1 protein-coding gene and 1 pseudogene are annotated in these 807 nt (G+C 45.0%); both read right to left on the bottom strand.

The window, feature by feature from the left end; genetic code table 11:
• Positions 1-89, bottom strand: a pseudogene (locus GMD1S_RS12060) (Mini-ribonuclease 3); the annotation flags it as partial.
• Positions 82-807, bottom strand: a 726-nt coding sequence (locus tag GMD1S_RS10585) for a DALR domain-containing protein (RefSeq protein ID WP_008283208.1), incomplete at its 5' end; no start/stop codon positions are given. The pseudogene GMD1S_RS12060 and the gene GMD1S_RS10585, both read right to left, overlap by 8 nt.

Below are 807 nucleotides of genomic sequence, written 5' to 3'. Positions count from 1 at the left end.
AGGATGAGGTGGCGGCGAATATACATGGAATACACCGCATCCCCTTCAAAGGCTAGCGCAATTCCGTTAATGAGATTGACATCAATCACGTGTCCACCTCACTCCATCCTTGGTATCAAGGAGCTTAATCCCTTGAGCAGCCAGTTGATCACGGATTTGGTCTGCTGTCGCAAAGTCACGATTAGCACGCGCTTCTTGACGTTTTTGGATTAAGGCTTCAATGTCTGCATCCAAAACTTCCTCAACAAAGACAATCCCAAAGACCTCCAACATAGCCGCAAGAGCTTCCTTAACACTTGCATCATAGTTTCCTGAGTTGATCCATTTGGCCATTTCAAAGACAACTGTGATACCGTTGGCGGAGTTGAAATCCTCATCCATAGCTGCTACAAACTTGTCTTTAAAGGCTTGCAATTCTTGTGCATCTACAGTCCCAGAAAATGGTTGCTCGTAAGTGTTCTTCAGATATTTGAGATTGGTCTCGGCATCATGCACTGCTTTTTCCGTAAAGTTGATTGGTTTACGGTAATGCTGAGTGGCAAAGAAGAAACGAAGCACTTGGCCATCAAGAGTTTTGAGGGCATCGTGTACGGTGATAAAGTTGCCCAAGGACTTGGACATCTTGACATTATCGATATTAACAAAGCCATTGTGCATCCAGTAGTTGGCGAAAGTCTTGCCTGTTTTGGCTTCTGACTGGGCAATTTCATTGGTATGATGCGGAAATTCCAGATCGGCTCCCCCACCGTGAATATCAATGGTATCGCCCAAAATCTCTGTTGACATAACCGAACACTCGATATGCCA

The sequence above is a fragment of the Streptococcus sp. GMD1S genome, assembly GCF_000296875.1.
In the GTDB taxonomy this organism is placed as follows: domain Bacteria; phylum Bacillota; class Bacilli; order Lactobacillales; family Streptococcaceae; genus Streptococcus.
This window is presented reverse-complemented; position numbering and strand designations above follow the sequence as displayed.